General features: G+C 69.2%; 19 protein-coding genes and 1 pseudogene. 13 read left to right on the forward strand and 7 right to left on the reverse strand.

Annotated elements, in window-relative coordinates:
• A partial coding sequence (locus O2L01_RS25410; RefSeq protein ID WP_270124854.1) for a glutamate ABC transporter substrate-binding protein occupies positions 1–1,050 on the reverse strand: 1,050 nt, incomplete at its 3' end.
• A 55-nt stretch (positions 1,051–1,105) separates the two neighbouring features.
• A complete protein-coding gene (locus tag O2L01_RS25415) occupies positions 1,106–1,861 on the reverse strand; it encodes an amino acid ABC transporter ATP-binding protein (RefSeq protein WP_270124656.1) in 756 nt (251 codons plus the stop codon).
• A gap of 250 nt (positions 1,862–2,111) precedes the next feature.
• Here O2L01_RS25415 and lipB point away from each other — a divergent pair, with 250 nt between their 5' ends.
• Positions 2,112–2,783: a lipoyl(octanoyl) transferase LipB gene (gene lipB / locus O2L01_RS25420; RefSeq protein WP_270124657.1), complete on the forward strand. Its 672-nt coding sequence runs from the start codon at positions 2,112–2,114 to the stop codon at positions 2,781–2,783.
• Between the two features lie 51 nt (positions 2,784–2,834).
• Here the strand turns inward: lipB and O2L01_RS25425 are convergent, their stop codons facing one another.
• Together O2L01_RS25425 and O2L01_RS25430 are read right to left on the reverse strand one after the other, a co-directional pair.
• Positions 2,835–4,217 (reverse strand): alpha/beta hydrolase, encoded by a 1,383-nt coding sequence (locus O2L01_RS25425; protein ID WP_270124658.1) that lies wholly within the window; start codon positions 4,215–4,217, stop codon positions 2,835–2,837.
• Between the two features lie 418 nt (positions 4,218–4,635).
• Positions 4,636–5,427, reverse strand: a complete 792-nt coding sequence (locus O2L01_RS25430; protein WP_270124659.1) for an ABC transporter ATP-binding protein — start codon at positions 5,425–5,427, stop codon at positions 4,636–4,638.
• Positions 5,428–5,677: 250 nt separating this feature from the next.
• Here O2L01_RS25430 and O2L01_RS25435 point away from each other — a divergent pair, with 250 nt between their 5' ends.
• On the forward strand, positions 5,678–6,742 hold the full coding sequence (locus tag O2L01_RS25435) for an ABC transporter ATP-binding protein (RefSeq protein ID WP_270124660.1): 1,065 nt from the start codon (positions 5,678–5,680) through the stop codon (positions 6,740–6,742).
• Positions 6,739–7,755 (forward strand): ABC transporter permease subunit, encoded by a 1,017-nt coding sequence (locus tag O2L01_RS25440; RefSeq protein WP_270124661.1) that lies wholly within the window; start codon positions 6,739–6,741, stop codon positions 7,753–7,755. Before O2L01_RS25435 ends, O2L01_RS25440 begins: the two co-directional genes overlap by 4 nt.
• Positions 7,756–8,296: 541 nt before the next feature.
• Here the strand turns inward: O2L01_RS25440 and O2L01_RS25445 are convergent.
• Positions 8,297–9,466 carry an ROK family transcriptional regulator gene (locus O2L01_RS25445; protein ID WP_270124855.1) on the reverse strand — a complete coding sequence of 390 codons (1,170 nt, stop codon included), beginning with the start codon at positions 9,464–9,466 and terminating at the stop codon, positions 8,297–8,299.
• A 337-nt stretch (positions 9,467–9,803) separates the two neighbouring features.
• Positions 9,804–14,669: an NAD-glutamate dehydrogenase gene (locus tag O2L01_RS25450; protein WP_270124856.1), complete on the reverse strand. Its 4,866-nt coding sequence runs from the start codon at positions 14,667–14,669 to the stop codon at positions 9,804–9,806.
• Between the two features lie 186 nt (positions 14,670–14,855).
• Between O2L01_RS25450 and O2L01_RS25455 the strand changes: the two genes are divergently transcribed.
• The 7 genes from O2L01_RS25455 (at position 14,856) to O2L01_RS25485 (ending at position 19,596) form a co-directional block, all read left to right on the forward strand.
• Positions 14,856–15,464, forward strand: coding sequence for a DUF4178 domain-containing protein (locus tag O2L01_RS25455; RefSeq protein ID WP_270124857.1), 609 nt, complete (start codon positions 14,856–14,858; stop codon positions 15,462–15,464).
• 58 nt (positions 15,465–15,522) lie between these two features.
• On the forward strand, positions 15,523–16,071 hold the full coding sequence (locus tag O2L01_RS25460; RefSeq protein WP_270124858.1) for a DUF2617 family protein: 549 nt from the start codon (positions 15,523–15,525) through the stop codon (positions 16,069–16,071).
• Between the two features lie 57 nt (positions 16,072–16,128).
• Complete coding sequence (locus O2L01_RS25465) at positions 16,129–16,593, forward strand: DUF4247 domain-containing protein (RefSeq protein ID WP_270124859.1); 465 nt, start codon at positions 16,129–16,131, stop codon at positions 16,591–16,593.
• A gap of 36 nt (positions 16,594–16,629) precedes the next feature.
• Positions 16,630–17,076, forward strand: coding sequence for a DUF350 domain-containing protein (locus O2L01_RS25470; RefSeq protein WP_270124860.1), 447 nt, complete (start codon positions 16,630–16,632; stop codon positions 17,074–17,076).
• A gap of 43 nt (positions 17,077–17,119) precedes the next feature.
• Positions 17,120–18,697: a polyamine aminopropyltransferase gene (locus tag O2L01_RS25475; RefSeq protein WP_270124861.1), complete on the forward strand. Its 1,578-nt coding sequence runs from the start codon at positions 17,120–17,122 to the stop codon at positions 18,695–18,697.
• 4 nt (positions 18,698–18,701) lie between these two features.
• Entirely contained in the window at positions 18,702–19,115 is a 414-nt protein-coding gene (locus tag O2L01_RS25480; RefSeq protein ID WP_270124862.1) for a hypothetical protein, read from the forward strand.
• Positions 19,116–19,185: 70 nt separating this feature from the next.
• The gene (locus tag O2L01_RS25485; RefSeq protein ID WP_270124863.1) at positions 19,186–19,596 is read left to right on the forward strand and encodes a hypothetical protein; all 411 of its coding nucleotides are present in this window, start codon (positions 19,186–19,188) and stop codon (positions 19,594–19,596) included.
• 481 nt (positions 19,597–20,077) lie between these two features.
• Here O2L01_RS25485 and O2L01_RS25490 read toward each other — a convergent pair whose 3' ends face one another.
• A complete protein-coding gene (locus tag O2L01_RS25490) occupies positions 20,078–20,203 on the reverse strand; it encodes a hypothetical protein (RefSeq protein WP_270124864.1) in 126 nt (41 codons plus the stop codon).
• 116 nt (positions 20,204–20,319) lie between these two features.
• Between O2L01_RS25490 and O2L01_RS25495 the strand changes: the two genes are divergently transcribed.
• The 3 genes and pseudogenes from O2L01_RS25495 to O2L01_RS25505 form a co-directional block, all read left to right on the forward strand.
• Positions 20,320–21,030 (forward strand): TetR/AcrR family transcriptional regulator, encoded by a 711-nt coding sequence (locus tag O2L01_RS25495; protein WP_270124865.1) that lies wholly within the window; start codon positions 20,320–20,322, stop codon positions 21,028–21,030.
• A 29-nt stretch (positions 21,031–21,059) separates the two neighbouring features.
• Positions 21,060–22,052: a VOC family protein gene (locus tag O2L01_RS25500; RefSeq protein ID WP_270124866.1), complete on the forward strand. Its 993-nt coding sequence runs from the start codon at positions 21,060–21,062 to the stop codon at positions 22,050–22,052.
• Positions 22,053–22,063: 11 nt separating this feature from the next.
• Positions 22,064–22,312 (forward strand): annotated as a pseudogene (locus O2L01_RS25505) (GNAT family N-acetyltransferase); the annotation flags it as partial.
• Positions 22,313–23,377: the final 1,065 nt, after the last annotated feature.

The following is a 23,377-nucleotide window of genomic DNA, read 5'->3' on the forward strand; positions in this document are numbered from 1 at the left end:
AAGGAAATCACGGTCCCGCCCATAGCCGATGAACTGGGTCGGGTGTTCGCGGACGGCGGCTTCGAGCTGCATCTGGTCGGCGGCCCGGTCCGGGACGCCGTGCTGCGCCGGCGGGTGAGCGACCTCGTAGCGGTCCGGGACCGGCAGCTGCGCGGGCTTCGGCATGCCGGCGGCGCCGAAGGTCAGGTCGAACGCCTTCTCCCAGTCGCCGTTCGCGGTGATCGCTTCGATCATGTCGTCGATGAACAGGCGCGCGTCGGTCTCGCCGAGCTTCATGCCGACACCGTAGGGCTCCTCGGTGAAGATGTTCGCCGTGTCGAGGACGCGGTAGGCGTCCGGCTTGTCGACGGTGAAGCCGTACAGGATGGTCTCGTCGGTGCTGACGGCCTCGGTCTGGCCGTTCTCGAGCGCCTGGGCGCACGCGGCGTAGTCGGCGAGCGGCGTGATCTTCGCTTCCGGGTTCTCGGCGGTGAGGTTGTCGATCGAGCCGGAGCCCTCGGCGATGCACACATCGCGGCCGGCGAGGTCGGCCACCGAGTTGATGTCGGTGTTCGAGGCCTGGACCATCACGTTCTGGCCGGTGTTGAAGTACGGGCCGGCGAAGTCGAACTTCTCGAGCCGCTCCGGGTACATCGAGTAGGACGCGATGACGACGTCGACGGTGCCGTCGTTGATGTAGGTCTCGCGGTTCTGGGAGGTCGTCTCGACGAACTTCAGGTTCGCGTCGTCGCCCTCCTCGTCCACGGAGCCGAAGATGTACTGCGTGAGCAGGCGGGCCATCTCGGCGTCGAAGCCCTCGATCTTGCCGGTGGCGGTGTTCTTCTGGCCGATGAGCGGCTGGTCGAACTTGACGCCGACGACGAGCTGGCCCTTGTCCTGGATGTCCTGGATCAGGCCGGCGGGAATGCTCTCGGCCTGCTCGAGCGAGTAGTCGCCGACGGACTCCTGGAGCTCGTCCTGCTCCTTCTGGTCCTGGCTCGCTTCACCGGAGCAGGCGGCGAGGGACATGGCGACGGCGGCCACGGCGGCCACCGCGGTCCTGCGGAACATGCGCATAGGTGTTTCCTTTCCTCAAGGGGGCGAACAGTGTGGTGGTGCTGTTGCTCTAGTGGGTCATGACCTTGGACAGGAAGTCCTGGGCGCGCTCGGTCTGCGGGTTGTCGAAGAACTCGTCGGGCGTCGCGGTCTCGACGATCTGGCCCTCGGCCATGAACACGACCCGGTTCGCCGCGCGGCGCGCGAAGCCCATCTCGTGGGTGACGACGACCATCGTCATGCCCTCGCGGGCCAGGTCGTGCATGACGTCGAGGACCTCGTTGATCATCTCGGGGTCGAGCGCGGAGGTCGGCTCGTCGAACATCATGAGCTTGGGGTCCATGGCGAGGCCGCGGGCGATCGCCACGCGCTGCTGCTGGCCGCCGGAGAGCTGCGACGGGTAGACGTCGGCCTTCCCGCTCAGGCCCACGCGCTCCAGGAGCTGCCGGGCGCGCTCCTCGGCCTTCGCCTTCGGCGTGCGGCGCACCTTGATCGGGCCCAGCGTGATGTTCTGCAGCACCGTGAGGTGCGCGAACAGGTTGAAGTGCTGGAAGACCATGCCGACGTCGGCGCGGAGGTTCGCCAGTGCGCGGCCTTCGGCGGGGAGGGGCTTGCCGGCCACGGTGATGTCGCCGGAGTCGACGGTTTCGAGCCGGTTGATGGTGCGGCACAGGGTCGACTTGCCGGAGCCGGAGGGTCCGATGAGGACCACCACCTCGCCGTCTCCAACGGTCAGGTCGATGTCCTTGAGCGCGTGCAGGTCTCCGAAGTGCTTGTTGACGCCGGAGATGCTGACCATCGGTGTCTTCGGCTGCGTTGCTTCCATTCGTGTCCCTGTTGTCGTGTGCAACCCTCGACTGGTGCGGGGCGAGCGGATCGGCTTGAGTACCTGGAAATAGTAGTGTGACAGCTCACGCGTGGTCAGCGGGGCGGCCAGAGCCGCAACTAGTCGGCAATTAAGTAACAGCATCATAAAGAACGAGCAGGGCATAACGGATACGACCCATGGCTGGAACAATCGTGACGCTTCCGGCGTCCGGTGGCCGCTGAGGGGCGGCGCGGATTAATGTCGTTCCATGACCGCAACCGTGGGAACCGCGAGCGTCGCCGGCGGGAAGATCACCGTCGAACGGCGCGGCCTGGTGGACTACCAGGAGGCCTGGGACTACCAGAAGGAACTGCAGCAGCGGCGGATCGACGACGAGATCGGCGATACCGTGCTGCTGCTCGAGCATCCGAGCGTGTACACCGCCGGGCGGCGGACGGAGACGTGGGCGCTGCCGCAGGACGGCACGCCGGTCGTCACGGTCGACCGGGGCGGGCAGATCACCTGGCACGGGCCGGGGCAGATCGTGGGCTATCCGATCATGAAGATGCGCAACAAGGTCGACGTGGTCGGCTATGTGCGCCGGGTGGAGGACACGATCGCGGCGGTGTGCCACGAGTTCGGGGTGACGTCGGCGCGGGGGCGGATGCACGACCGCACGGGCGTGTGGCTGCCGGAGGACGAGAAGGGCCCGGAGCGGAAGATCTGCGCGATCGGGGTGCGGGTGCGGTGGGCGACGACGATGCACGGCTTCGCGTTGAACTGCAACCCGGACATGAGCTACTGGGAGCGGATCGCGCCGTGCGCGATCACGGACGCGGACGTGACGAGCCTGTCGCAGGAGCTGGGCCGTGAGGTCACGGTCGAGGAGGTCCTGCCGGTGGTGGAGAAGCATCTGGGGCTGCTGCTCGAACGCGAGTAGCGGGCCTCATCGGGAACGGGCGTGGCAGGTGCCGCGCCCGTTTCCTGTTGCCTAGGAACAGGGTTCGTACGGTTCGGGCTGCTCGTCGGCGAGCTCGGGGGTCTCGTTGAGGAGGACCTTGAGGATGTTGTTCCAGGCGTCCGAGTGGGGGAAGAAGATCTCGGAGTGGGAGTGGACGCCCTCGACGGGCTTGCCGGAGATGCCCTGGTCGGCGAGGCTGAGGCCGTAGTCGTCGACGGCGTCGGGGGCGTCGGAGAGGTTCCCGGTGACGAGGTTGCGGTTGCCGGGGAAGTCGTCGGGGTCGGCGCCGTGGCCGAGGAGCGGCACGTACGGCATGCCCTGGACGTAGGAGATGGGGTCGCCGGGGCCGGTGATGGAGTAGCGGGGACGGCAGGGCTCGGTGTAGTCGGCCGGGCTGTAGACGTCGTTGCCCATGCCGGCGGAGGCGATGTGGAGGACCTGGTCGGCGGCGACGTCGTAGGTCTCGGCGTAGCCGATGACGGCGCCGCCGTAGGAGTGGCCGGCGAGGGTGAGGGGGGTGTCGGCGCCGATCTGGTTGCGCAGGTCGAAGGTGAAGGAGGCGAGGCTCTCGGCGGCGACCTGGGACCAGGAGGCCCAGGATTCCTCGACCCAGCCGGAGGGCCAGGAGGCGGCGGCCCAGACGACGATGGCGAGCTTCCCGTCGGCGGCGTCCACGAAGGACTTGGCGCGGTTGTAGTAGAGCTCGAAGTTCTCGCTGGAGAGGACGGCGGAGCCGCCGGGGACGAGGACGGCGACGTTCTCGGCGGTGTGGAGGTCGCCGACGACTTCGATCCAGGAGCCGTCGCCGTTGTTGTTGTAGGGGTCGAGGTAGAGGAACTGGCGGTCGGTGCCGACGAGGGCTTGGAGTTCTTCGCGGGCGGGGCGTTCGGCGTCGTCGGTCCAGGGCCGCGAGGGGCTGTCGTACGTGGTGGAGGCCGCGGTGGTCGCTTCGAGGATGAGGCGGTTGGCGGCGATGCGGGCGTCGAAGGGGGCGCCGGGCATCTCGGCGACGGTGGAGGGGTAGAGGAGGGCGAGCCAGGCGGTGGCGTCGTCGCCGAGGCCGGTGAAGAAGTCGTTGACCTCGAGGGGGTCGAGGTCGCCGCCGGCGTCGTGGAGTTCGGCGAGGGCGGCGCCGAGTTCGCCGGAGTCGGCGGTGGGTTCGGAGGCGACGAGGGCGGCGGCGGTCTCGGGGTCGGCGAGCGCGGTCTCGAGGGCGGCGGCGGGGTCGTCGCCGGGGACGGGGGCGGCGGAGCGGAGGGCGTCGAGTTCGCCGGCGGGGTCGGCGGCGAGGACGGGGACCGCGTGGAGCTGGTCGGCTTCGGCCTCGCCGAGGCGGGTCAGGCCGGCGACGTAGACGAGCGCGAAAACGGCGACGGCTGTCAGGACCGTCGCGCGCCACCACCGAAATCTCACCGAGTCAGCCTAGCCGAGGTCGCCCAAGCGCGACGAACGCTGCGCGTGTGAGGGGAGCCTCCGGGCGGGGCAAACGAGGGCAGCGTCCGAGCCGCTGGGGGCCGTGTTTCGGGCCCCCGGTTCATACCCTGACATGCGGGTACGACATTCCGGCCGATGCGAGGCGGGCTCGCGTTGAGGGCCGTTTCCGGGGCAGGGACCGAGGCACTGAGGGCCGTATCGCAGGCCCCCGGTCAAAACCCTGACACAGGGGTCTGACATTCCGGCGCGATCCGATGGGGGCTCGCGTTCGGGGGTGTTCGGCGGGCAGGGGTCGAGCCGCTGGGGGCCGTGTTTCGGGCCCCCGGTCAAAACCCTGGCTCGGGGGTGCGACGATTTCGGCCGGTTTTCGGGCCGGGGTGTCGCGGTTCACACTCGGTCAGGCGGCGGTGGCGGTGAAGCGGTTGCCGTTGGCGGTGAGGGTCAGCGGGAGGCCGAAGGCCTTGGAGAGGGTCTCCGAGGTGAGGGCCTGCTCGATCGGGCCCGCGGCGACCACGCCGCCGCCGGAGAGGACCAGGGCGTGGGTGAACCCGGGCGGGATCTCCTCCACGTGGTGGGTCACGAGCACGAGGGCCGGGGCGGCCTCGTCGCGGGCGAGGCCGGCGAGGGTCGCCACGAGCGCTTCGCGGGCACCGAGGTCGAGGCCGGCGGCGGGCTCGTCGAGGAGCAGCAGCTCCGGGTCGGTCATGAGCGCCCGGGCGATGAGGACGCGCTTGCGCTCGCCCTCCGACAGCGTCCCGAACAGCCGGTCGGCGAGCTGGGCGACGCCGAGCCAGCGCATGAGCGAGGCGGCGCGCTCGTCGTCCTGCGGGTCGTACTCCTCGCGCCAGCGGCCCATCATGCCCCAGGCGGCGGTGCGGACGACGTCGAAGGCCTTCTCGTCGTTGGGGATCGCGTCGGCGACGGCGGTCGTGGTGAGGCCGATGCGGGGGCGCAGCTCGAACACGTCGACGCGGCCGAGGCGTTCGCCGAGGATCTCCACCACGCCGGAAGTGGGGTGGTTGCGGGCGGCCGCTACGTTGAGCAGCGTCGTCTTCCCGGCGCCGTTGGGGCCGAGGACGACCCACCGCTGGTCGGCGTCGACTTGCCAGTCGACGCCGTCGAGGAGCTGGTTGCCGCCGCGTCGGACGGTGACGCCGGACAGGTCGAGGACGCGTTCAGACTGAGCCACGGGTCAATGAAACCACGGGCCCCGGACGGGCGGTCGCGGGCGGGCCTCGGCGGCGGGAGTACGACACACAGGCAATACCCCCTGGCGACCCCGGGGGTGAATCCCGGGGCCGTGCAACGACGCCGCGTCCGGCGGCGTCTGAACAAGGGACCACGCGTCCCGACCGCGGCGGCCGCCCCGGCGCCGCCCGCACGGCCGGACACCCCGACCGCGAACACCCTGACATGTACGTCCTAACTGGAATGAGCAGATGCCCCCCATCATCGAGATATCGGGGCTGAGGAAGACCTACTCGAGGGCCTTCCGTCAGCCGCACAACGCTTTGGACGGCCTCGACCTCGAGGTCGCCGCCGGCCAGGTGCACGGCTTCCTGGGCCCCAACGGCTCTGGGAAGACCACCACCCTGCGGGCCCTGCTCGGTCTCATCCGCGTCGACGGCGGGACCATGCGGATCTTCGGCGAGGAGGTGCCCCACCGCCTCCCGGACGTGGTCGGGCGCATCGGCGCCGTCGTCGAGTCCCCGCAGTTCTTCAAGCACTTCTCCGGCCGCCTGACGCTCCAGCTCCTCGCCGAGAGCGCCGGCGTCTCCAACACGCGCGTCGAGGAAGTGCTCGAGCAGGTGGGCCTGCGCGACGCCGCGAAGGCCTCCGTCAAGGGCTACTCGCTGGGCATGCGCCAGCGCCTCGCGGTCGCGCAGGCGCTGCTGAAGCAGCCGCAGCTGCTGATCCTGGACGAGCCGGCGAACGGCCTCGACCCGGCCGGGATCCACCACATGCGCGAGCTGCTGCAGTGGCTCGCGCACGCGCAGGGCGTGACCGTGGTTGTCAGCTCGCACCTCCTCTCGGAGGTGCAGCAGTTGTGCGATTCGATGACGATCGTGTCGCGGGGACGGCGCATCGTGGACGGCAAGGTCGCCGACATCATCGCGGGCCACGGCGATTCGAGCCTGACCGTGCGGTTCCCGGACGCGGCGTCGCTGCCGGAGGCGGCCGACGCCCTTGCGGCGGCGGCGGGTTCGCTCGGCGAGGCGAGGCCGGTGACGGCCGCTGTCGATCGCGACCGGCTCGTGGTCCGGGGCGCGCCGGAGCCCGCGTGGGTGACGAAGACGCTCGCGGACGCGGGGATCTACCTGTCCGAGTTGCGGACCGAGACGAAGAACCTGGAATCGGTGTTCCTGGAGTTGACCGGCACCGCGCCGGTCCCGGGGCACACGGTCCAGATCGGGGAGTCCGCGGTGGTGCCGCAGACGGCGCCCGCGCCGGTCGCCGCCGGTGACGTGACGATCAACGTCGAATCGGAAGGGGCCGAGCGGTGAACCTGTTCAAAGCCGAACTGCGGCGCCTCGCGCGCCGCCGCCTGTCCCTGGTCTTCGGCATCATCGCCGCGGCGGGGCTGCTGGTGCTGGCCGGGGTCTTCTGGTTCACGTCAAGCAAGGGCCCGACGGAGACCGAGCTCGCCGAGGCGCAGGCCGAGGCCGACCGGATCAACGGGGAGAACTTCGAGTACGAGGACTGCGTCGACGACGAGGACTACTTCGAGACCGAGGAGTACAGCTGGATCGACGGCGAGCCGTACTACGAGGACATGACGCACGAGGAACTCTGCGCGGACATGTTCGGCATGATGACGGCCGACGACCTCATCTGGACTTACACGTTCGTGTTCGCCGACGAGAGCCCGCTGATCCTCATCGGCGTGACGATCGTGGCGGGCCTGATCATGATGATGCTCGGGTCCTCGGCGATCGGCGCGGAGTGGTCGAGCGGCGGGATGGCGAACCTGCTGCTGTGGCACCCGAACCGGTTGAAGGTGTGGGGTGCGAAGCTCGGCGCGGCCTCCGCGGTGTGCGCGGCGGCGGTGATCGCGGTGCTGCTGCTGGCCTTCGGGCTGCTGTACGTGACGGCGGCGGCTCGCGGCGAGATCGGCGACCTGAACTCGGCCTGGTGGGACGAGAACCTGCCGAAGTTCGCGCGTGCCGGACTGCTGTCGATCGCGATGACCGTGCTCGGCGCGTCGCTGGCGATGCTGGGCCGGCACACGGCGATCTCGGGCGGCATCATCGCCGGCTACCTGATCGTGGGCGACATGCTGGTGCGGTTCGCGGGCATGGCGATGCAGATGCCGTTCTCCGAGCGGTTGTCGCTGTACACGTGGGTGAGCGCGTGGATCGACGGGCGTATCGAGCTGCAGGACTGGAGCGATTTCAACTCCGAGTACCCGGACATCATGGTCATCACCTCGACCGAGGCCGGGCTGCTGCTGGGCGGGATCGTGCTCGCCTTCGCGGCCTTGGCCACTTGGGCGTTCCACCGCCGCGACGTGTCCTAGCGATTTTGAGAGGTGGCGCGTGACGCGTGCCGTGTGACATACCACCGGCCGCATTGCAGCCGCTTCCAAGCGGCGCATGGCATGTGACATGCCACCGGCCGGGAGTCGGAGCCGGCTGCGGTTGAGCGGTAGTGAGCGATGCGTGCCGCGTGACATACCACCGGCCGCATTGCAGCCGCTTCCAAGCGGCGCATGGCATGTGACATGCCACCGGCCGGGAGTCGGAGCCGCAGTTGAGCGGTAGCGCGTGATGCGTGCCGTATGACATGGCACCGGCTCTGCGGATCGGGCATGGTGTTGCGGCCGCTCAGCGCCGCGAGGCGCCTGCTTCAGGAGCCGCGTGGCACTGCGCCGGGCCGCATCGCGTCGTTGCCGCTCAGGCGGCACGTCACGCGTGACATTTCACTGCATTGCGAAGAAGGAGAACGCCGCGCTCCCCACGGAACCCGTGGGCGGCGCGGCGTTTTTCCGTTTCGATGTTGCGGATCGGTTCGCACCGGTCCGGATCTTGCGTCGGTGCTCGGTCGATAGAGGTTGGGGCTCAGTCGAAGAGGCTGTCGCGGACGGCGTCGAGGCCGTGGAGGATCGCGCCGCGCATGACCGGTTCGTCCATGACCGAGCCGGCGACCACGCTCGGGTTGACCGGGGCGAGCTGGGAGGTCTGGGCGGCGACGCGTCCGGCGAGTTCGAGGCCGCCCGCGTAGCCGACGGGTCCGCCGAGGACGACGACCGTGGGGTCGAGGAGGACGCAGACGGCGACGATGCCGAGGGCGATGCCGCGGGCGATCTCGTCCAGGCACGCGTTGCCCTCCGGGCCCGCCGCGATCGCGGCCGTCAGGACCTCTTCGGGTTCGACGGCGTCGAAGCCGTGCTTCGCGCCGATCTCGATGACCGCGTCGCCGCCGATGACGCGCTGGTAGGAGCCCTTGGAGAGGCGCGTGACGACGCCGCCGGTGGGCAGTTCGCCGCCGGGCACGGGGAGGAAGCCGATCTCGCCGGCCGCGCCGCTGGCGCCCCGGTAGAGCTGGCCGTTGAGGATGACGCCGAGGCCGAGGCCGCCGCCGAACCACGCGTACACGAAGTCCGTGGCGCCGCCCGCACCGCCGGAGCGCTGCTCGGCGAGGCAGGCGAGGTTCACGTCGTTCTCGATCTCGACGGCCGGGGTGAACTCCTCGTTCAGCGCAGTGCGCAGGCCGCGGTGCCAGGCCGGGAGGTTCCAGGAGAAGCCGATGTCGCCGCTCGCGGGGTCGATGACGCCGGGGGTGCCGAGGACGATCCGCTGCACCTTCGACATCTCCACGCCCGCATCGGCGACGGAGTCGGTGACGACGCGGCGGACCACCGCGACCGGGTCGGTCGAGTGCTCGACGTCGATCTCGGCGCGGCCGACGATGCGACCGGTGAAGTCGGCGCAGGCGCCCTTGGTGGTCACGGGGCCGACTTCGACGCCGACGACGTAGGTGAAGGTCGGCACGGCCGCATACAGGGACGCGTTGGGGCCGCGCCCCCCGGACTTCGAGCCGACGACCTCGACGAGGCCGCGGGTCTGCAGGCGCTCCATCATCTGCGAGGCGGTGACCTTGGACATCGAGGTCCGCTCGGCGAGTTGGGCGCGCGTCTGGGGGCCGTCCTCGAGCAGGAGTTTCAGCGCCGCCTGGTCGTTGAGGACGCGCAGCAGTTTCGGCACCCCGGGGGTGTGGCTCTTCGGCATTCGTACTTCCTTCTCCTCCGAGCCCACATTATCCACGGGGCCCCACACGTCACTGCTTCAGCTAGCGCGCGAAAGCCGAACGCGTGATCGGTAAACGCCCCCGGCGACACCGAATTGTCGTACCCGAGTGTCAGGGTTTTGACCGGGGGCCCGAAACACGGCCCTCAACGGCTCGAGCCGCGCCCTCCGAACGACCCCGGAATGTGGCCCGCGCCACCGGTCTCCCGGAATTGTCGTACCCCCGTGTCAGGGTTTTGACCGGGGGCCTGCGATACGGCGCTCAGGGCCTCGGCCCCTGCCCGCGAACCCCCGGTCCGTCGACTTCCGAAGAACCCGGTCACTCCCCGTCGGTCTCGACCAGGCTTCTGATCTGGCGCAGCGACACCGACAGCACCGCGAGCTTCTCGTCCGAGCGCGTGGCCTCGGCCGTCGCCTCGTGGATCCGCTCGATCTCGGCCGCGTTCCGCTCGGCCCACGAGTCGACCGCCTCGGCCGGCTCCGTGCCCGGCTTCGCCGCCATCACGCTCGCGGTCAGCCCCGCCATCGCGCCGTACAGGTCGTAGCGCAGCGCCGAACGCGCAAGCGTCTGCCACCGGTTCGTGCGCGGCAGCGCCGAGATCTCGTTCAGGATCGCGTCGAGGTGCACCTGCGCCGCGATCCCGTAGTACACCTCGGCGGTCTGCTCGAGGTCGGTCTCGTTGAGCCGCGCGCATTCCACGACGTCGACCAGGCCGAACCCGAAGATCGGCGCCGAAGCGTCGCGCGCGATCTCGGCGGGCATGCCCTTCTCCTCGAGCTGCTCGCTGAACTCCTCGAACCCGACGGCCTCCGAGTCGGTCAGCAGCACCGGCAGCCGCGGCTGCAGCACCGCGAGCCCCGGGCGCAGCCGCTCGGTCTCCGCCGAAACGTCCAGGCTCCCGCGCCGGTGCTGCACGAGCCACCGCACGCCCCGGTCGAGCAGCCGCCGGATCACGAGCATCCCCGCGATCTGCGCGTTCTGCGGCACCTGGTTGTCGAGCGCCTCGATCCGCCGCCACAGCCCCGGCAGCCCGAACGAGTCGCGGATGATCACGTACGCGCGGATCACGTCCACCACGTCCGCGCCGGTCTCGTCCGCGATGCGGAACAGGAACGTCGTGCCCGCCCGGTTCACGGCCTCGCCCACGACCGCGGTCGTGATGATCTCGCGCCGCAGCGGGTGGTCGGCCATGAGGTCAGCGTACGGTTCACGAAGGGGCGCAGGGAAGTACTCGCGCAGCACCGGCGCGGTCCAGTCCTCATCGGGCAGTCCCGAGTCGAGCACGGCCCGCTTCGCCCAGATCTTCACGTACGAGAGCAGCACGGAGAGTTCGGGTTCGGTGAGCGCCGTCCCGGTCGCGACCCGCTCCTTCAACTGCTTGTCGCTCGGCAGGCCCTCGATCTCACGGTCGAGGCCGACGGTCTTCTCCAAGTGCTTCATGAGTCGAATGTGGACGGGCAGGAGCCGCACGCCGAGCCGCTTCGCGTTGGCCAGCGCCATGTTCTGCCCGTAGTTGTCCGCGAGCACGGCGTCGGCGACGTCGTCGGCCATGTCCATGAACAGCTTGTCGCGGTGGCCGGGGTCGATGCGGCCGGTGAGCGCGGCCGAGCGCAGCAGGATCTTGATGTTCACCTCGTGGTCGGAGGTGTCGACGCCTGCGGAGTTGTCGATGAAGTCGGTGTTGCAGTGCCCGCCGGCGCCTTCGGGGCCGCCGAGTTGGGCGTATTCGATGCGGCCGAGCTGTGTGAAGCCGAGGTTGCCGCCTTCGCCGACGACGCGGCAGCGGAGCTGGTCGCCGTTGACGCGCACGGCGTCGTTGGCCTTGTCCCCCGCGTCCGCGTCGGTCTGCGCCGAGGACTTGACGTAGGTGCCGATGCCGCCGTTCCAGAGGAGGTCGACTGGGGCGGTGAGGATCGCGCGGATGAGTTCGGGCGGGGTGAGGTCCTTGACGTCGGCGTCGATGCCGAGTGCGGTGCGCACCTCCGGGGAGACGGGGATGGATTTGGCCGAGCGTTCCCAGACGCCGCCGCCGGCGGAGATGAGGGTCGGGTCGTAGTCGGCCCAGGTGGAGCGCGGCAGGTCGAAGAGGCGGCGTCGTTCGGCGTAGGAGGCGCCGGCGACCGGGTTCGGGTCGATGAAGATGTGCATGTGGTTGAAGGCGGCGACGAGGCGGATGTGCTCGGAGAGGAGCATGCCGTTGCCGAAGACGTCGCCGCCCATGTCGCCGATGCCGACGACGGTGAAGTCCTGCGTCTGCGTGTCGAGGCCTTCCGCGCGGAAGTGCCGTTTCACGGATTCCCATGCGCCTCTTGCGGTGATGCCCATCTTCTTGTGGTCGTAGCCGACGGAGCCGCCGGACGCGAAGGCGTCGCCGAGCCAGAAGCCGTATTCGGCGGCGACGCCGTTGGCGATGTCGGAGAACGTCGCGGTGCCCTTGTCGGCGGCGACGACGAGGTAGGGGTCGTCGCCGTCGTGGCGGACGACGTTGGGGGGCGGGACGACGGTGTTGTCGGCGTCGCGGTTGTCGGTGATGTCGAGGAGGGCGGAGATGAACTCGCGGTACCGGGCGACGCCTTCGGCCTGGTAGTCGGCGCGGTCGGCGTATTCGGAGCGTTTGAGTACGAAGCCGCCCTTCGCGCCGACGGGTGTGATGACGGTGTTCTTGACCTCTTGGGCTTTGACGAGTCCGAGGATCTCGGTCCGGAAGTCCTCCTTGCGGTCGGACCAGCGGAGGCCGCCGCGGGCGACGCGTCCGTATCGCATGTGGACGCCTTCGAAGTTGGGTGAGTACACGAAGACTTCGAACATGGGGCGGGGCTTGGGGAGGAAGTCGATGGCCCTGGCGTCGAACTTGAACGCGACGTATTCCTTGGGGCGGCCGGAGTTGGCGCGCTGGAAGTAGGAGGTGCGGAGGGTGGAGCGGATGAGGGTGAGGAAGGCGCGCAGGATGCGGTCGGCGTCGAGGTTGGGGACGGCGGCGAGGCCTTCGGCGAGTGAGGCGTCGATGCGGGCGACGGCGGCGTCGCGGTCGGCGCCGACGCGCGGGTCGAAGCGGGCTTCGAAGAGCCGCACGAGGTTCGCGGCGATCTCGGGGTAGGTGCCCAGGGTGGCGGAGATGAACGCCTGGGAGAACACGAATCCGCACTGGCGCAGGTATTTCGCGAGGGCGCGGAGGACGACGACCTGCCGCCAGGTGAGGCCGGCGGCGATCACGAGTTCGTTGAACCGGTCGGATTCGGCTTCGCCGGTCCAGGCGGCGCGGAAGGCGTTCTCGAAGCGGACGCGCAGTTGCGGCACCGATTCGGCGGCTTTCCCGGGGAGTCGGAGGCCGAAGTCGTGCAGGTAGATCGTGCCGTCGGCGCGTTTGATGTGGTACGGGCGTTCTTCGGCGACGTTCACGCCGAGGTGGCGCAGCACCGGCAGGGCCTCGGAGAGGCCGACGGGCTGGTCGAAGGCGTAGATCTTGAAGTGGACGTCGGCGTCGTCGCCGCCGCGGCGGAACAGCTGGAGTTCCATGTCGCCGGCTTCGCGCAGCATCTCGAGCCGGGCGATGTCCTTGGCGGCGTCGATGGGCGTGTGCTCGGCCTTGTACGCGGGCGGGTAGGCGGGCGCGTAGGTCTTCGCGAGGGTGCGGGCCTGGCCTTCGCCGATGTGGTTGTCGAGCTGGAGCACGAGGTCGGCGTCCCAGGAGCGGACGGCGTCGCTGAGTTCGGCCTGGATGGCTTCGACGTCGACGGCGGGGTGTTCGGCGAACGGGTCGATGCGCACGACGAAGTGGAGGCGGGCGAGGACGGATTCGGTGACGCGGGCGTCGTAGCTGAGGTCGACGCCGTAGAGGCGTTGCTTGAGGATGGCCTCGATCTTCTCGCGGTTCTCGGTGTTGTACCGGTCGCGCGGGAGGTACACGAGGCAGGAGTAGAAGCGGCCGTAGACGTCTCGGCGGGCGAAGAGGCGCAGGCGGCGGCGTCCGGCGAGGCGCAGGACGCCCATCGCGGTGGTGTAGAGGTCGTCGGTGCGGGCCTGGAACAGTTCGTCGCGCGGGTAGGTCTCGAGTGCGGTGACGAGGTCTTTCCCGGAGTGGGAGGAGAGGGTGACGCCGGAGCGGGCGAGCACGTCCTCGACTTTCCGTTTGACGACGGGCAGTTCGGTGACGCTGGAGAGGTAGGCGGCGGAGGTGAACAGGCCGAGGAAGCGCAGTTCGCCGTCGGGTTCGCCGTTGGCGTCGAAGGTCTTCACGCCGATGTAGTCCATGAAGGACGTGCGGTGCACAGTGGAGCGCGCGTTCGACTTGGTGATGACGAGGAGCCGTTTGGCGCCGATCTGGGCGCGGGCGTCGGTGTTGAACGACGCGAGGGGCCGCGGCGTCGCGGGGGCTTTGCGCAGCAGGCCGAGTCCGGTCTCGGCGAGCGGCGTGAGGACCTCGTCGTCGCCTTCGCCGGTGAGCCGGTACTGCCGGAACCCGAGGAACGTGAACTTGTCGTCGGCGAGCCAGCGCAGCAGTTCGACGGTGTCGTCGATGTCCTTGGGGGGCACGGGGAGCGGCGTGGTGCCTGCGGCGCCCGTGGCGGCCCGGTCGAGGTCTTCGGCGATCGCGATGGCCTTGGCGCGCATGGCCTGCCAGTCGTTGACGCAGATGCTGACGTCGGAGAGGACTTCGAGGATGTCCGCTTCGAGTTCGGCCAGGAACGCGGGGTCGGCGACGCGCTGCGTCTCGATGTGCATCCAGGATTCGGCGCGGCCGCCGTCGGCGGGCGCCTCCTGGAGGGTGCCGTCGGCGTCGCGGCGGACGGGGACGATGGGGTGCACGAACACGGAGATGTCGATGCCGTGCTTGTTGAACAGGCCGGTGAGGGAGTCCACGAGGAACGGGGAGTCGTCGCAGACGATGTCCACGCGGGTGGAGGCGGCGGCGTCGGGGCCTTCGGCGTCCTCCGGGCAGTCGAGTTCGAGCGCGACTTCGCCGGGGGTGCGCACTTCGGCCATCCGGCGGTGGTGGGCGGTGGTCTCCATGAGCTGCTGGGCGCTGCGGCCGACGAGGTCGTCGTCGGCGACGAGGCTCCAGTAGAGCTCGACCAGCCTCGCCAGTGATGCGTCGGATCCGGCGAGGCGGGCGGCCTCGGTCAGCAGTTCCTCCCGGTCGGGGAGGGTCTCGCGGAACTCTTCGTCGCCGATGAACGCCAGCACGTCTCGATCTCCAGTCCGATTCGACTCGGTCCACCTCGTCGTGGGCCGCCTACAGGCTAGATCCATGGGATCTGCCACGGCATCTTAGGGTTGTCAAGCGAAGCTGCGGTTACACCGCTGTTGCCAACTTGGCGGTAGAGTGACGTCAAGGAACCATCCCGCACCCACCCTGTGAAGGCATCGACCATGGAATTCGTCGTCATCCTGCTCATTGTCGCCGCTGTTGCCGCGGTCTGGTGGCTGTGGCGTAAGAACACCCGTAAGAGCGAACCGGCGCCCCGCCCGGCCCCGGTCGACCCGTTCGCGGACGCCGACACGGACGTGCTGCGCGGCGACCCGAAGCGGCTCAAGGCCTCCGACCTGGTCGAGCTGTACGGGAAGACGCTCGCGGTGCGCGGCACGCTGCGCCTCTCGGAGGGCGACTACCACTGGGCGGAGCACTTCCTGGACACCGGCACGGGCGTGAAGCGCTGGCTGTCGGTCGAGGCCGACCCGGACGTGGAGCTGGTCCTGTGGGAAGAGGTTACGGACACGGACCTGCAGCCCGGTCCGCGTGAACTCAGTCACGAGGGCGTGTCGTTCAAGTCCGACGAGAAGGGCCGCGCGACGTACGTGAGCGAGGCGACGACGGGCCTGGCCCCCACCGGTACGCTGCGCTACCACGACTACGCGGGCCCCGACGGCCAGAAGCTCTCCTTCGAGGCGTTCGGCGACGACGCGAAGTGGGAGGTGGCGAAGGGCCTTACCCTGGACCGCAACCAGGTCACGATCTACCACCAGAGCGACGAGGCCTGACGCCCCCGTTCCCCTTCGATCCCATTTGAGGGAGCCCACGCTGATAGCGCATATCGAGGTGCCGTTCGTCGACGTCTCGGCGGCCTCGCTCACCTTCCGGCCCGACGCCCCGTCGATGCCGGTGCTCGACCTCCTGGAGCGCGACGCCGGGCCGCTGCGCCTGTCGCTGCGCCTGCTCGGGGCGAGCCACCAGGCGGTCGTCGCGACCCCTGACGGGCTCATCGCCGAGACCCTCGCCTACCGCTCCGATTTCGCGCCGGACCTGCCAGAGGCGTTCAGCCAGCGCGTCGGCTCCTGGCAGCACCGGTACGAGTGCACAGTGGAGCGTCTGACGGTTCCCGAACTGCGGCAGCGGGTGCGCTCCCTGCGCGACCGGGCCGTGATGCGGACCGGCGGGGACAGCATGGGCACGGGCGAACCGGATCTGCTGGTGGGCGTGTTCGGGGAGGACCTGGACGCGGTCACGGCGCTGGAGGTCACCGGGACGGCGCCGCTGTCGTGGCGGACCGTCCACACCTACCCGCAGTACGGCGAGATCGTCACCACGACCGGCACCGTGGTCCCAGTGGACTCCGGCGTGCCCGCCGGTACCGGCGTACCCATATAGCTGCGGCGCGACCGTAAGCTGAACCGACTCCCCGACAGGACGACCCGAGGACCACCGATGAGCACTCACCAGCCGCCCCCTCCGCCGCCCGCGTCCCGCGGCCTGAACTGGAAGCACTGGACGGCGATCATCGTCGTGCTCGCGCTCTGCTGCGGCGGGGTCTTCCTCATGAACACCAACTTCTCGAACCCCACGGACACGATCCGGGACCACTACACGCGGGCGTCGAACCTCGACGAGGGCGGCGGGCGCGCGTACACCTCCCCCGACTCGCCGTCGGTGGTCGCCGACCAGATCGACGACGACGCCGAGGCCCGCTCGGAGCGGTCCTCGAACGGCGTGTACTACCTGCAGTACTCGAAGCACATCGTGGCCGTCTCGCCGTACAACGGCGGTTCGAAGATCCTGCTGCACGACTACCGGAGCGGCTACAACCACTACTCCTCGGTGTTCATCCTGTGGGGCTGGTCGTCCTCGCCTCCGTCGCCGTTCCGCGGCGGCGGCCCCGGCTCCGGCAAGTAGCCCGAACCCTAGCCCGACAAGGAAAGGCAACCCATCATGTTCGCTCTCGGAAATCAGGTGCTCGGGGGGTTCGGGGCCGACGTCGTCGGCGCGATCGCCTACAGCATCATCGGCATCGTGCTGATGGTGCTCGGTTTCTTCATCGTCGACTGGCTCACGCCCGGGAAGCTCGGCGAGCTGATCTGGACGCAGCGCAACCGCAACGCCGCGCTCCTGCTCTCGTCCAATCTGGTCGGTGTCGGCCTGATCGTGGTCGGTGCGATCTGGGCGTCGGAGGGGAACCTCGTGCAGGGCGTGATCTCCACGTTCGTGTTCGGCGTGATCGGGCTCGGCGCGATGGCCGTCGCGTTCCTCATCCTCGACGTGATCACCCCCGGGAAGCTGGGCGCGCTCGTCGTCGACGAGGAGCCGCACCCGGCGGTGTGGGTGAGCTCCGCGATGCACCTCGCGCTCGGCGGGGTCATCGCGATGGCGCTCTCGTGATGCGCACTGCCGCAATGGGAGCCGACGCGACGAAGGCCCGGTCGTGACCACCGAGGTCGCGCCTCAGCACGTGTTGTCGGCGCGCCGGGTCCGCCTGGCGCGCTTCGGTCTGCTCGCCACCGCGTTCGCGGTCTCGGCGTGCGGCCTCGTGTACGAACTCGCGCTCATCACCTTGGGCGCCTACCTGGTCGGGAACACGGCGAAGCAGGCGTCGATCGTCCTGGCGGTCATGGTGTTCGCGATGGGCCTCGGCGCGCTCGCGGCGAAGCCGCTGCGCCGCTGGCCCGCCCTGGCGTTCGCGGCCGTGGAACTCGCACTGGCGCTGCTCGGCGGGTTCAGCGTGATGCTGCTGTACGCGGCGTTCTCGTGGACGGACCTGTACAGCCTCCCGCTCGTGCTCGTCGCCGCCGCGATCGGCCTGCTCATCGGCGCCGAGATCCCGCTGCTCATGGAACTGCTGCAACGCATCCGCGAGCAGGCCGCGGGCGCGGCCGTCGCGGACCTGAACGCGGCGGACTACCTCGGCGGGCTCATCGGCGGGCTCGCGTTCCCGTTCGTGCTGCTGCCGTTCTTCGGGCAGATCCAGGGCGCGCTCCTGGTCGGCGCGGTCAACGCCGTCGCCGGGGTGCTCCTCGTGTGGATCCTGTTCCGCGCGGACCTCTCCAAGGCCGTGAAGCAACTGCTCACGCTCGTCGCGGCGCTGACGGCGATACTGCTCGTCGCGGCGTTCGCGTACACGGACAAGTTCGAGACCGCGGCCCGCCAGGCCCTGTACGCGGCCCCGATCGTCTACAGCGAGGACAGCCAGTACCAGCAGATCGTCATGACCGAGGCCGCCTCGCCGTTCGGCGAACAGGACCTGCGGCTCTACCTCAACGGCGACCTGCAGTTCTCCTCAGTGGACGAATACCGGTACCACGAGGCGCTCGTGCACCCGGCCATGAACGGCCCCCACGAGAACGTGCTCGTCCTCGGCGGCGGCGACGGCCTCGCGGTGCGCGAGATCCTGCGCTACCCCGACGTCGAGCACGTCACCCTCGTCGACCTCGACGGCGCGGTCACCGACCTCGCCCAGCACTTCGACGACCTCGTCGACCTCAACCACGACTCCATGAACGACCCCAGGGTCGACGTGGTCAACGCGGACGCGTTCACCTGGCTGCGCGAGCAGACCGGCACCTGGGACACGATCATCGTCGACATGCCCGACCCCGACGCGACCGAGACCGCGAAGCTCTACTCCGTCGAGTTCTACGGCCTCGCCACCGACCACCTCAACGCGACCGGCCGCATGGTCGTCCAGAGCGGCTCGCCCTACTTCGCGCCCAAGACGTTCTGGACCATCGCCTCCACCCTCGAGGCCGCCGGGTACGAGCCCAGCCCCTACTGGGTCTCGGTGCCCAGCTTCGGCGACTGGGGATACCAGCTCGTGCAGGCGAACGGCGAAGCCCCCGCGCTCGGCCTCGACACCTCGATCGGGCCGTTCCAGTCCCTCACACCGGAACTCATGGAGGCCGCCCAGGTCTTCCCGCCCGACCGCGCCCGCATGGACATGGAGCCCTCCACCCTCATGCACCCGGTCATCCTCGACCGCGTCGAATCCGAGTGGAACAACTACTGACCCCATGCACCCGGCCGCGCCCTTGATCAAAGTCCGCCACCGCCCGGCCGTGCCCGCCGTCATGACCGCGCTCGGCGCCCTGACCCTCGTCGGCGCGATCACGCTCATGACAGGTCCGGCCGGGACCGGCGCGGTCGGATTCCTTCTCGCGGCGGTGATCTCGCTGACCATCGGGGCCCTCCAGTTCGCCAAGCCCTACTGCGTCTTCGAGCCCGCCACCGGCACCCTGCGCCTGATCGACCTCTTCGGCCACCGGGACAAGGTCCTCGGAGCCCCCGCCGGAGAGCTCCTCTTCTTCAACGGCCGCAACCTCATCCGCGTCCTCCCCGACGGCGCCAGCGCGCCCGTGAAGACCTGGCCCGGCCACCCCGCCGACCTGCGCCGCCTCTCCGCGGCCCTCCCCGGCCACCACGCCTGACCCGCGCTCGGATGGCACCTCTGGGTTATCCTGGCCGCTCCCCTTGCCCCCATCAACTTGAGGAACAACAGTGAGCACACAGCCCAACCCTTACCTCGTCGCCGTCAAGTACAGCACCGGACTCGCGACCCTCTACGTCGTCGCCGGCGCCCTCCTCGGCCTGCTGGCCGTGGTCGCGCTCATCGGCGGCCGGATCAGCTTCTGGCTCATCCTCGGCCCGCTGTTCCTGATCATGGGCATCCTCGCCTACACGAAGCCGTACGCCACGTACGACACCGCGACCGGCGCCCTCGACCTGTTCCACCCCTTCGGGTACCGCATGCGCTCCTACGGCGCGCCCAAGGGCGAGCGCATCTACTTCGACGCCGCCAAGTCCAAGATCATGCGCGCGCGTCAGAACGGCGGCCCCCGCAAGGTCGGCATGATGGGCATGAACCGCGACGACCTCGCCCGCCTCATCTCGGTCCTCCCCCAGGGCTGAGCCGGGCCGAGACCACTCAGACGCACTGAGTAGCACTGAGTCGCACCGCAAGACATGAGCGGGGCGGCGGACTCCACCCGGTCCGCCGCCCCGCTCCCCCTGTTCATGCGGTCGCGATGCCGCACGGCGGGCGGCCGACGCCGCTCACGCCTCAGGGTTCTCGATCAGCTTCTTCGCCTGGAGGAGTATCCAGGGACACCGCTCTTCATTCCTCCACGCGCCGAACCATTCCGGCGTCGCCTACACGCCTTCCTCGCTGCCACCGCCGCCGAGAGCAAGACCATCGAGCCCCATGATCCCGTTGACCTGCAACGAGATCCGCTCACCTCCCCGTCAGCCGCTCGCACCCGACCTCGACTGGCCGCACCGGCTCCCCTGGTCAACCCGGCGACGCCGCCATCACGCCATCGCAAAGGGTTGTCCCGTAAGCGGGGTTGGGGTCGACCGGGTCTCGGCGAGGCGGCCTTGCAGTCCCGAGATTTCAGGGGAATCCCCGGAGCGCCGGGTCGGCTCCCTCGCGCTGGAGCTGGCCGACCAGCTTGGCGAACTGCCGGGCCGACAGGCCACTGAACAGCTCGACGATCGTCGCATCCGCGGCGCTGATCACACCGTCACGCGACCATGATCCCTTGCCAGCCAACGGCATCCGAAGCAGCGCCGGATCGCAACTCGTGACTGTGCTACGGTTCTGGTCACGAGTTGATTCGATGCCGGGAGGCCATCGTGGCCAAGACACAACGGGCCGACCTGCACCAGCGCGCCGACGCGCTGCTCGACGCCGCCGCGGGCCTGCTGGGCAGTGTTGGCCCGCGGGGGCTGCGCATCGAGGAGGTCGCCCGACGTGCCGGGGTCGGCAAAGGCACGGTCTACCTCCACTGGGCCAGCCGCGAGCACCTGCTCCTGGCCATCGGCGCCCGTGAAGCCGCGGCCATGTACGAGGCCGTCACCGCCGCGATCCGAATCGATCCGGTCGAGGCGGCGCTGCACCGCTATCTGCGGCGACTGTACGTCGAAGCAATGCAACGCCCGATCCTGCGATCCATCTTCATCGCCGACGAGGTCGACCTCGCCGCGTTCGCGAACCAGCCGACCCGTTCGGACCTGACCGAAACCAAGTTGATCGCCGCCGGCGACCATCTCGCCGCCCTGCGCGACCACCGGCTCCTGCGCTCAGGTATCGACCCGGCCGACGTCGACCATGCGGTGCAGGCGATCGCCTACGGGTTCTTCGCCGACTCGCCGCTGGCGTCAGGCCCCCGCTTCAGCCTCGAGCACCGAGCGGACCTGCTCGCCGAAGTCATCCGACGCTCCTTCGAACCGGCCCGCACCCCCGCCCCCGAACGCTATGCCGCCGCCGCGCCCAGCATCATCGAGGCCTCCGAGCGCCTGGCAGCTTCATTCGGCCGCATCGCCTACGGCACCGCAGCCGACTGACATCCCGCTCCATCCGAAAAGGATCCCCTATGGCCACCGACATCACCGGACTCCACCACGTCGGCATCGTCGTCAACGACATGACATCAGCCATCGACACCTTCCGCCAGCTCGGCTTCCACATCGACCCACCGGCCTACCCCGCCTTGCCGCCCACCCCTGGAGGGCAACCCGAGCCGGTCGGCGCCGGCAACACCCACGCCGACTTCCCGCGCGGCTTCATCGAGCTGCTCGCCTTCGCCTCCGACCGCCGCGAAGAACTCCCAGCCGGGACCCGGCTCGTTCCGCTCCAAGTCCCCGACGACCAGCTCGCGGGCACCAAAGCCGCCATCAACCACACCGTCGCGGGCCTGGCCGCCCGACTGGCCAGGTCCGAAGGCGCCCACATCCTCATCTTCGCCAGCGCCGACGCCGAGCGGACCGCCACCCGGCTTTCCGCGGCCGGAGTCGCCCACACCGGCGCCCGCGCCGCTCAGCGACCGATCACCACCACCGAAGGCACCAGCCTCGCACCGATCAAGTACCTCGAGATCAGCGACGGCGACCCGGCCGCACCCAACAGCATGCTCCCCGAAGGGCGCATCGGGGCCGTTGAAGACGCCCCACCCGAACTCCTCGACGCCCAGGTCGGCCTCGGTCATCCCAACGGCGCCATCGCCTTGAGCGAGTGCGTCATCTGCTCAACCGACCACGACCTGGACGCCATCGCCGACCGCTACGCCCGCTACCTCGATCACACGCCCACCGTCGACGGCCGCTCTCGCAGCTTCGAGCTCGGCGCTCACCGCCTCACGATCACCACGGCACGCGACCTCGCTGCGCGCCTTCCCGGCGAACGACCCTCCACCACACCGGGTCTGAGCGCCTTCACCATCGACGTCGCAGACCTGAGCGTCACAACGCGACTTCTCCGCACCCGAGGAGTCGAGCTCCGCCGGGCCGCCACAGGTGATCCGTTCATCCCAGCCAGCGCCGCACACGGCGCAGCCATCATGCTCCGACAAGCCTCGACAACCACATGAGACCGCTCTGCTCCCGCTCGGCCTGGGGACACGGCTACGCGACCGAGGCTGCACAGCCGGTCCTCGCCTACGGCTTCGACACGCTTGAAATTCCCGAGATCCTCGCTGTCACAACGGCCACCAACCTCCGTTCCCAGGCGGTCATGAGCCGGATCGGGATGACTCGAGACCTGGACGGCGACTTCGAGGACCCGACCGCGTCCGAAGGGTCGCTGCGTTCGAATGTGCTGTGCCGCATTGCGCCGAACACGAGGAAATGACGCTTCCTGTCAAGTGCGCTTCGCCAGGCTGTGAGTGTAGGGGAATGTCGCCGTAGACGTTCGTATTCCTGCGGCTCACGACCTGAACTCTCACTGGAGTACCAGTCCGCTCTTTACCTCTCGATCGGCCGGCGACAACAATGACGCATGCCTCCTGGGCTGGCCTCCGGCTCTCGACCGGTTCAGCCTAGGGCTCAAACGGGCAGCGACAACGAGGCGGCAGCGGGGCTCGGGTGGCACTCCGGCCGCCCGGTCTGGCTGAGTCCGGGACAGGGCTGGCAGCGACAACAGAGCGGTAGCAGGGCTCTGGTCTCCGCTTCGACTTCCCGGCTCACTTGGCTTACGGTTCAACCTGGCAGCGACAACAAGGCCTCATAAGGTCCTTGCCTCTCTCCAGCCACCCGGTCCGATCCGGTCCGATCCGGTCCGATCCGGTCCGATCCGGTCCGCGTTCAGTCTGGCAGCGACAACGAGGCCTCAGGCGGTCCCGGTCGGTCTCCGGCTGCTTGGTCTGATCGTCTCGAGGTTCAACCTGGCAGCGACAACAAGGCGGGGGCGGGGCTTTGGCCTGCCTCCGGCTTCCCGGTGTGTGTGGTTCGGGGTTCGGGCGGGCAGCGACTGGAAGGTGTTGGCTGGGGTCGGTTTCCTGCCTTGGGCATGCCGAGGGGCCCGATCCCTCTTGGGGATCAGGCTGCGCTGCATTGTGTTGCCGTGCGGCGCTTCCCCCAGCAGTCTGCCTGCTGGGGCAGCCTAAGACCAGCACAGGGGATGGTGGCTTCGGTGTTGCGAACTTTGCTCGGCATCGGGCCTTCGCCGCTCGCATGGCTTGGATGGCCCGGTCGCGGTCGATGGCCTCGGCCATCCCATCGAGTTCAGGCTTCATCGTCTCGGACCATTCGGTGCGGTAGAGCCCGGTCGGGAACACATCCCAGTCTGAGCCTTGGTGTTCCGTGTCCATGTCGTGGTCGGTGCGCCAGTCCGAGCACCCGCAGCCGTGGCTGTCGTTGCCGCCTGGGCCTTCATGACCGTCATGGTGGGTGATGATCGCCCTGCCCGGTCCGGTCT

This window comes from Glycomyces lechevalierae, from assembly GCF_027622945.1.
Lineage (GTDB): Bacteria > Actinomycetota > Actinomycetes > Mycobacteriales > Micromonosporaceae > Glycomyces > Glycomyces rutgersensis.

Excerpts from the sequence above, each read along its gene's own strand:
- O2L01_RS25415 (WP_270124656.1), bottom strand. The coding sequence starts at position 1,861 with ATGGAAGCAACGCAGCCGAAGACACCGATGGTCAGCATCTCCGGCGTC.
- O2L01_RS25480 (WP_270124862.1), top strand. The coding sequence starts at position 18,702 with ATGCACCCGGCCGCGCCCTTGATCAAAGTCCGCCACCGCCCGGCCGTG.
- lipB (WP_270124657.1), top strand. The coding sequence starts at position 2,112 with ATGACCGCAACCGTGGGAACCGCGAGCGTCGCCGGCGGGAAGATCACC.
- O2L01_RS25445 (WP_270124855.1), bottom strand. The coding sequence starts at position 9,466 with ATGCCGAAGAGCCACACCCCCGGGGTGCCGAAACTGCTGCGCGTCCTC.
- O2L01_RS25470 (WP_270124860.1), top strand. The coding sequence starts at position 16,630 with ATGTTCGCTCTCGGAAATCAGGTGCTCGGGGGGTTCGGGGCCGACGTC.
- O2L01_RS25455 (WP_270124857.1), top strand. The coding sequence starts at position 14,856 with ATGGAATTCGTCGTCATCCTGCTCATTGTCGCCGCTGTTGCCGCGGTC.
- O2L01_RS25435 (WP_270124660.1), top strand. The coding sequence starts at position 5,678 with ATGCCCCCCATCATCGAGATATCGGGGCTGAGGAAGACCTACTCGAGG.
- O2L01_RS25465 (WP_270124859.1), top strand. The coding sequence starts at position 16,129 with ATGAGCACTCACCAGCCGCCCCCTCCGCCGCCCGCGTCCCGCGGCCTG.
- O2L01_RS25500 (WP_270124866.1), top strand. The coding sequence starts at position 21,060 with ATGGCCACCGACATCACCGGACTCCACCACGTCGGCATCGTCGTCAAC.